The sequence below is a fragment of the Secundilactobacillus silagincola genome (genome assembly GCF_002583405.1).
Classification (GTDB): Bacteria; Bacillota; Bacilli; order Lactobacillales; family Lactobacillaceae; genus Secundilactobacillus; species Secundilactobacillus silagincola.
In genome coordinates this window covers 1-373 of sequence record NZ_BCMJ01000033.1, presented here as the reverse complement: position 1 = coordinate 373, position 373 = coordinate 1, and the positions used below count along the sequence as shown (strand labels likewise).

General features: G+C 49.3%; 1 rRNA gene. It reads right to left on the bottom strand.

Going from position 1 to position 373, the window contains the following annotated elements:
* A 23S ribosomal RNA gene (locus CES82_RS12075) occupies positions 1–373 on the bottom strand; the annotation flags it as partial.

Genomic DNA, 373 nt, shown 5'->3' with positions numbered 1-373 from the left:
TCCGACCAGGTTTCACGTGTCTGGCCGTACTCAGGATCCTGAACTGAGGGTAACAAATTTCGTCTACGGGGCTATCACCCGCTCTGGCCGGTCTTCCCAAACCGTTCGACTATCCGTTACTTTGGTAACTCAAATGTTCAGTCCTACAACCCCAGGAAGCAAGCTTCCTGGTTTGGGCTGTTCCCACTTCGCTCGCCGCTACTATGGGAATCGCAATTGCTTTCTCTTCCTGTGGGTACTTAGATGTTTCAGTTCCCCACGTCTGCCAATACTTAGCTATGTATTCACTAAGCATTAATCATCGACTAAGATGATTGGGTTTCCCCATTCGGAAATCTCCGGATCAAAGCTTACGTACAGCTCCCCGAAGCAT